Origin of the sequence: Ornithinicoccus halotolerans (assembly GCF_009602535.1) — a bacterium.
GTDB lineage: Bacteria > Actinomycetota > Actinomycetes > Actinomycetales > Dermatophilaceae > Ornithinicoccus > Ornithinicoccus halotolerans.
This window is the reverse complement of sequence record NZ_WIQI01000121.1, coordinates 1-7,258: the sequence shown is the minus strand read 5'-3', so window position 1 is coordinate 7,258 and position 7,258 is coordinate 1. Positions and strand designations below refer to the sequence as shown.

Genomic DNA, 7,258 nt, shown 5'->3' with positions numbered 1-7,258 from the left:
GTGGTCCCGCCCTTGAGCAGCACGGTCGCGCCGGTCAGCCGCGCCGCCAGGGTCGCGCACTCAGCCGGGTCCGCGGTCACGTCCGCGCGCTCGAGCTGCCGGCCCGCCAGCCGGGACAGCAGCCGGGCCAGCTCCCCCGCGTGGGGCGTCAGCAGGGTCGGACCAGGGCGCCGGCCGGTGACCAGGTCGAGCGCGCCCGCATCGACCACGCAGGGTTGCTCGGCCAGCTCCCCGGCGAGCACGTCGCGCGCCAGGGCCAGTCGCTCGGTCTCGTCCCGGTCCGCGGTCGCCGAACCGCCGGACGGCACCGGCAACCCGGGCCCCACCACCCAGGCCTGCACCCGGCCCGGTCCGGGCACCACCTCCGGCATGGCCGCCAGCACCAGGTCCTGGGCTCGGCGCGGTCCCACGTAGCGCACCATCCCGGCACCGGCCTCCACCGCCCCGCGGGAGACCAGGACCGCTGCGCCCGGGTACTGCTCGCTGCCGGCGAGGACCCCCACCACGCCGCGGGAGTACTTGTCGTCGGCCAGGCCGGGCACCGGCCACAGTTGGGCCGCGTCGTCGTGGGTCAGCCGCTCCACTGCCGGCGCCCCCAGCAGCCGACGTGCCTGCTGCTGCTCGGTCAGGCCGATGTCGACCACCGTGAGCAGACCGCAGGCGGCCTCGGTGGCCGGCAGCAGGTGCAGCGGCTTGGGCACGCCGAAGGTGACCGTCTCGTCGGCCGTCACCGCCGCCGCGGGGCTGACCCGTCCCGCCGGGTCCTGGCCGCTGGGCAGGTCGACCGCGACGACGTAGGCCTCGTCGGGCACCGCGGCCGCCAGCCGGGCCATCGTGCCGCGCAGGCCGGGGCGCCCGCCGATGCCGAGCATCCCGTCCACGACGACGGCGGCCCGGCCCAGCGCCTCGGTGGCCTCGCTCGCCGGCTCGTCACCCTCCCCGGGCGGCAGCAGCCGCACGCCCGACTCCCGGGCGGCCGCGAGCGCCCCCGGGTGGACCTGCTCGGAGACCAGGACCGCCGTGATCTGCGCGCCGGGCAGGTCCGTGGCCAGACCCGCGGCCGCGTACAGCGCGTCCCCGCCGTTGTCGCCGGGTCCGGCGAGCACGACCACCCGCGTCCGGCCCCGGACCCGGGCGGCCAGCACCTGCGCCAGCCCGGCGGCGGCGCGGGCCATCAGCTCACCGTCGGGCAGCTGCGCCATGGCCGCCGCCTCGGCCGCCCGGACGTCGGGGACCGCGTAGGCGGCGATCACGGCCCAGTCCCCTCGGCGACCACGACCGCGGAGGCGATGCCCGCGTCGTGGGACAGCGACAGGTGCAGCGAGGACACGCCGAGGCGGTCGGCCTGCTCCCGGACCGTCCCGCTCACCCGCAGGTGGGGGCGCCCGTCTCCGAGCCGCACCACGGTCGCGTCGGTCCAGCGCAGCCCGACCGGCGCGCCGAGCGCCTTGGCCAGCGCCTCCTTGGCGGCGAACCGCGCGGCCAGCGAGGCCAGCCCCAGGTGCTTCTCGTCCTCGGTGAACAGCCGGTCCCGCAGCCCCGGGGCCCGCCGCAGCCGCTCGCCGAACCGCTCCACGTCGACCACGTCGATGCCCAGGCCGAGGATCACGGCCGACTCACTCGACGGTGACCGACTTGGCCAGGTTGCGGGGCTGGTCCACGTCCAGGCCCTTGGCGGTGGACAGCTGCAGCGCGAACACCTGCAGTGGCACCACCGTCAGCAGCGGGGCCAGCAGCGGCGAGGTGCGCGGCACCCGGATCACCTCGTCCGCGAACGGCACCACGTCCTGGTCACCCTCCTCGGCGATGACGATGGTGCGGGCACCGCGGGCCCGGATCTCCTGGATGTTGGAGACCACCTTGCCGTGCAGGCCGTGCTCGGAGTCCGGTGACGGCACCACCACGAAGACCGGCTGGCCGGGCTCGATCAGCGCGATCGGGCCGTGTTTGAGCTCCCCGGCGGCGAACCCCTCGGCGTGGATGTAGGCCAGCTCCTTGAGCTTCAGCGCACCCTCCATGGCCACCGGGTAGCCGACGTGCCGGCCCAGGAACAGCACCGAGCGGGTGTCGGCCATGAAGGAGGCGATCTCCTTGACCCGGTTCATCCCGTCGAGGACCTGCTGAATCTTGTCCGGGACGCCGTGCAGCTCCGCCATGATCTCGGCGGGGCTGCGGCCGTAGGTCTCCCCGCGCAGCTGGGCCAGGTAGAGCCCCAGCACGTAGCTGGCGGTGATCTGGGCCAGGAAGGCCTTGGTCGAGGCGACCGCGATCTCGGGGCCGGCGTGGGTGTAGAGGACGGCGTCGGACTCCCGCGGGATCGTCGAGCCGTGGGTGTTGCAGATGGAGACGGTCTTGGCGCCCAGCTCCTTGGCGTGCCGCACCGCCATGAGGGTGTCCATGGTCTCCCCGGACTGGGAGATGGAGACCACGAGGGTGCGGGTGTCGACAACCGGGTCGCGGTAGCGGAACTCGTGTGCCAGCTCCACCTCCACCGGCACCCGCGTCCAGCGCTCGATGGCGTACTTGGCGACCATGCCGGCGTACGAGGCCGTTCCGCAGGCCACGATCACGATCTTCGTGATCGTGCGCAGGTCGTCCTCGCTGATCACCATCTCGTCCAGCACCAGCCGCCCGGAGGCGTCGGTCCGCCCCAGCAGGGTGTCGGCGACCGCGTGCGGCTGCTCGTGGATCTCCTTCTCCATGTAGGTCGCGTAGCCCCCCTTCTCGGCGGCGGCCGCGTCCCAGGTCACCTCGTAGGCCTTGCCGTCGGAGGGAGTGCCGTCGAAGTCGATGACGTGGTAGCCCTCCGGCGTGATCGTCACGATCTGGTCCTGCCCGAGCTCCAGGGCGTGCCGGGTGTGACCGATGAAGGCGGCCACGTCGGACCCCAGGTAGTTCTCGCCCTCGCCGAGGCCCACGACCAGCGGGGAGTTGCGGCGGGCGCCGACGACCGTGTGTGGCTCGTCGGCGTGCACGGCCAGCAGCGTGAACGCCCCGTGCAGCTCGTTGACCACCTCCTGCATCGCGCCGGTCAGGTCACTGGTCCGGTCGAAGGCCTGCGACAGCAGGTGGGCCACGACCTCGGTGTCGGTCTCGGAGGTGAAGGCGACGCCCTCGGCGAGCAGCCGCTCCTTGAGCGCGTGGAAGTTCTCGATGATGCCGTTGTGCACCAGCGCCAGCCGGCCGTCACCGCCGGCCCGGTGCGGGTGGGCGTTGGCGTCGGTCGGGCCGCCGTGGGTGGCCCACCGGGTGTGGCCGATCGCGGTCGGTGCCTCCGGCACCGGTGAGGCCTCCAGCGCCTCCTTCAGGTTGCTGAGCTTGCCGGCGCGCTTCTCCGAGGCGATCCCGTCGGCGGTCACCAGGGCCAGCCCGGCCGAGTCGTAGCCGCGGTACTCGAGCCGGCCCAGGCCCTCCATGACGACCTCCAGGGCTCTGCCGCTGGTCTCCGGGCCGACGTATCCCACGATTCCGCACATGCGGCTCAGCCTAACCGCGGCCCCGCCCCCGGGCAGGGCACCCCACCCGCCGCGCGGGCGCCCGGGCACAATGGCCGGCATGGGTTCCAACGGTGGCATCCCCTCCCCCTACGTGGAGCTGGACCGCGCAGCCTGGGCCCGGCTGCGCCACCAGCACCCGATGCGGCTGCAGCCGGAGGAGGTGCGCCGGCTGGAGGGGCTCGGCGACCGGCTGGACATGGCCGAGGTGGAGCAGGTGTACCTGCCGCTGTCGCGGCTGCTGTCGTTCTACGAGGGCGCCACCGACCGGCTGCACCAGGTCACCTCCGACTTCCTCGGCGAGCGTCCGGAGCGCACCCCGTTCACCATCGCGGTCGCCGGCTCGGTGGCGGTCGGCAAGTCCACGACCGCCCGCATCCTGCGCGAGCTGATCGCGCGGTGGGACAGCAGGCCCTCGGTCGAGCTGGTCACGACCGACGGTTTCCTGCTGCCCAACGCCGAGCTGGAGCGGCGCGGCCTGATGGGCCGCAAGGGGTTCCCGGAGTCCTACGACCGGCGGGCGCTGCTGCGTTTCGTCTCCGAGGTCAAGGCCGGCAAGGAGGAGGTGACCGTGCCGGTCTACAGCCACCTCACCTACGACATCGTGCCGGGTGAGCGCACCGTGGTGCGCCGCCCCGACGTGCTGATCATCGAGGGGCTCAACGTGCTGCAGGCCCCGCGCCGGCACATCGACGGCCGGATGGGGCTGTCGGTGAGCGACTTCTTCGACTTCTCCGTCTACGTCGACGCCCGCGCCGAGGACATCAAGGAGTGGTACGTCCAGCGGTTCCTCCGACTGCGGGAGACCGCCTTCGCCCAGCCGGAGTCGCACTTCCACCGGTACGCCTCGCTGACCGACGACACGGCGCGCGACATCGCCGAGAACATCTGGGAGTCCATCAACCGACCCAACCTGGTGGAGAACATCCGGCCCACCCGCGGCCGGGCCACCCTCGTCCTCGGCAAGGGCGCGGACCACTCGGTGCAGCGGGTCCGGCTGCGGCGGCTGTAGCCGTTCGCTGCCCCCGCCGTGGACGGCCCGCTCGCCCGGCGGGAGACTGGGCCCATGAGCACCACGGAGCACACCACGGCAACCCGGATCGAGCGTGACTCCATGGGGGAGGTGGAGGTCCCCGCCGACGCGCTCTACGCCGCACAGACCGCGCGGGCGGTGGCGAACTTCCCCATCTCGGGGCAGCCGGTGCCTCGAGCGGTCGTCCATGCGCTGGCGATGGTCAAGGCCGCGGCCGGTCGCGTGAACGGCGAGCTGGGGGTACTGGACCCCGCAGTCGCCCGGGCCGTCGCAGCGGCGGCCGACGAGGTGGCGGACGGCCGTCACGACGACCACTTCCCCATCGACGTGTACCAGACTGGGTCGGGCACCTCGACCAACATGAACGTCAACGAGGTGGTCGCAACGCTGGCGACCCGGGCGCTCGGCGATGACGCCCGGGTTCACCCGAACGACCACGTCAACGCGGGCCAGTCCAGCAACGACACCTTCCCCACCGCGGTCCGCCTGGCCGCGGTCCTGGGCGTGCACCAGCAGCTGCTGCCCGCGCTGGAGCACCTGGAGGACGTCCTCACGGACCGGGCCTCGGAGTTCGCCGACGTGGTCAAGGCCGGCCGCACCCACCTGATGGACGCCGTGCCGGTCACGCTGGGCCAGGAGCTAGGTGGCTACGCCCGGCAGGTGGCGCTGAGCCGGCGGCGGGTGCTGGAGGCCGCTGACCAGGCGGCCGAGCTGCCGCTGGGGGGCACCGCGGCCGGGACCGGGGTCAACGCCCACCCGGAGTTCGCCGGCCGGGTCATCGCCGAGCTGGCGGAACGCACCGGCGTCGAGCTGGTCGAGGCCGTCGACCACTTCGAGGCCCAGTCGGCCCAGGACGCACTGGTCGCGCTCAGCGGGGCGCTGCGGGTCACCGCCGTCTCGCTGACCAAGATCTGCAACGACCTGCGGTGGATGGGGTCCGGCCCGCGGGCGGGGCTGGCCGAGGTGCACCTGCCGGACCTGCAGCCGGGGTCCTCGATCATGCCGGGCAAGGTCAACCCGGTCATCCCCGAGGCCACGCTCATGGTGTGCGCCCGGGTGATCGGCAACGACGCGACGATGACCGCCGCCGGGGCCTCGGGCAGCTTCGAGCTCAACGTGATGCTGCCGGTGATGGGGCTGGCGGTGACGGAGTCGGTCGAGCTGCTTTCGGCCAGCAGCAGGCTGCTGGCCGACCGCTGCCTGGCGGGCATGACCGCCGACGAGGACCGCTGCCGGGAGCTGGCGGAGAGCTCCAGCGCGATCGTGACTCCGCTGAACCGCTACCTCGGCTACGAGGCGGCTGCCGCAGTCGCCAAGCAGTCGCTGGCCGAGCGCCGCACCATCCGCGACGTCGTCATCGACCGCGGGCACGTGGCGCGCGGTGAGCTGACCGAGGAGCAGCTGGACGCGGCACTGGACGTGCTGGCGATGACCCGGCCGCACGAACGGCACTGACCGCCGGGGCCCCGGGCGGGTCCGGCCGGCCCGCCGGTCCGGCCCTCACAGCCGGGCCCAGCGGGCGCGGGCCAGGGAGTAGAGGCCGTAGCCGGCCACGCCGGCGGCGATGACCAGCAGGAGGGCGGTGCCCACCGGGTGGCCGGTGAGGCCGCGCAGCGCCCCGTCCAGCCCGGTGGCCTCCTGCGGGTCGGAGGTCCAGGCGGCCACGACGAACAGTCCGCCGACGAGCGCGAGGGCAACCCCCTTGGCCAGGTACCCCACCGTCCCGACCCGGACCATCGCGCGCCCCACCTGCCCGGCCCGGCCCGGGGCGGCGCCGTCCAGGTCGCGCAGGAACCGGCGGGTGGCTCCCTTGTGCACGTGGTACCCGGCCACGCCGACCACGGCCAGGCCCACGCCGGCCACCAGCAGCTGGCCGAGCGGGGCCTGCATCAGCGCGGTGGTCAGGTCGGCCGTGGTCTCGCCGCTGTCGGAGCCGGCGCCGACCGCGAACTGTCCCGTCGTCACCGCCAGCACCAGGTAGGTGACCGACTTGGCGGCGGCCTTGCTGCGCTCACCCCACCGGCGGCGCCGGTCGGGATGGTGCTGCACCAGCGTCTCGGTCGCCTGCCACAGGGCCAGCCCGAGGAAACCGGTGGCACCGAGCCAGAGCATCATCTCCCCCGCCGGCGCTCGGGCGACCTGCTCCAGGGCGCCGCCCTGGTCGACCTCGCCGCCGTCCCCGAGCGCGAGCCGCGTGGCCAGCCAGGCGATGAGCAGGTGGAGCGCGCCGTTGACGGCGAACCCCACCCGCGCGACCACCCTCAGCACGGGGTGGTCACCAGCGGCCTCGGCCACCTGTGCGGCGGGGGCCGCGGCGTCGCTCACCCCCTCAGTGTGTCAGTACCAGCCGACGGACTGGGAGTGCGACCAGGCGCCGCACGGGCTGCCGTAGCGGCCCTGGATGTAGCCCAGTCCCCAACGGATCTGGGTGGCCGGGTTGGTGGCCCAGTCGCTGCCGGCACTGCCCATCTTGCTCCCAGGCAGCGCCTGCGGGATGCCGTAGGCACCGGAGGAGGGGTTCTCCGCGGTGTGGCTCCACCCGCTCTCCTTCTGCCACAGCGACTCCAGGCACCCCCACTGGTCATCGCTCCAGCCGTAGCTGGAGAGCATGCTGCGGGCGATGGAGCGCGAGTCACCGCTCGGCGCGGGCGCCGGCGCCGGGGCGCTCTCTCGCTCGCTGCTCCGGGCGGCCGCTGCCTCCTCCTCGCGCGCGGCCGCGGCCTCCGCCGCT

At 73.9% G+C, this 7,258-nt stretch carries 7 protein-coding genes; 2 read left to right on the top strand and 5 right to left on the bottom strand.

Features of this window, described 5'->3' with window-relative positions:
* The 3 genes from GFJ45_RS14255 to glmS form a co-directional block, all read right to left on the bottom strand.
* The coding region (locus GFJ45_RS14255) for a bifunctional ADP-dependent NAD(P)H-hydrate dehydratase/NAD(P)H-hydrate epimerase (protein ID WP_153398355.1) at positions 1–1,253 on the bottom strand (1,253 nt) is incomplete at its 3' end.
* Entirely contained in the window at positions 1,250–1,609 is a 360-nt protein-coding gene (locus GFJ45_RS14250; RefSeq protein ID WP_153398353.1) for a holo-ACP synthase, read from the bottom strand. The genes GFJ45_RS14250 and GFJ45_RS14255, both read right to left, overlap by 4 nt.
* A gap of 7 nt (positions 1,610–1,616) precedes the next feature.
* Positions 1,617–3,476 carry a glutamine--fructose-6-phosphate transaminase (isomerizing) gene (gene glmS, locus GFJ45_RS14245; RefSeq protein WP_153398351.1) on the bottom strand — a complete coding sequence of 620 codons (1,860 nt, stop codon included), beginning with the start codon at positions 3,474–3,476 and terminating at the stop codon, positions 1,617–1,619.
* Between the two features lie 70 nt (positions 3,477–3,546).
* Here glmS and coaA point away from each other — a divergent pair, with 70 nt between their 5' ends.
* Together coaA and GFJ45_RS14235 are read left to right on the top strand one after the other, a co-directional pair.
* Positions 3,547–4,506, top strand: coding sequence for a type I pantothenate kinase (coaA, locus tag GFJ45_RS14240; RefSeq protein ID WP_407670405.1), 960 nt, complete (start codon positions 3,547–3,549; stop codon positions 4,504–4,506).
* Between the two features lie 54 nt (positions 4,507–4,560).
* The gene (locus GFJ45_RS14235) at positions 4,561–5,982 is read left to right on the top strand and encodes a class II fumarate hydratase (protein WP_153398347.1); all 1,422 of its coding nucleotides are present in this window, start codon (positions 4,561–4,563) and stop codon (positions 5,980–5,982) included.
* A 45-nt stretch (positions 5,983–6,027) separates the two neighbouring features.
* Here the strand turns inward: GFJ45_RS14235 and GFJ45_RS14230 are convergent, their stop codons facing one another.
* Positions 6,028–6,852, bottom strand: coding sequence for a DUF1206 domain-containing protein (locus tag GFJ45_RS14230; RefSeq protein WP_228387087.1), 825 nt, complete (start codon positions 6,850–6,852; stop codon positions 6,028–6,030).
* Positions 6,853–6,864: 12 nt separating this feature from the next.
* On the bottom strand, positions 6,865–7,258 hold a 394-nt coding region (locus GFJ45_RS16475), incomplete at its 5' end, for an aggregation-promoting factor C-terminal-like domain-containing protein (protein ID WP_456093928.1).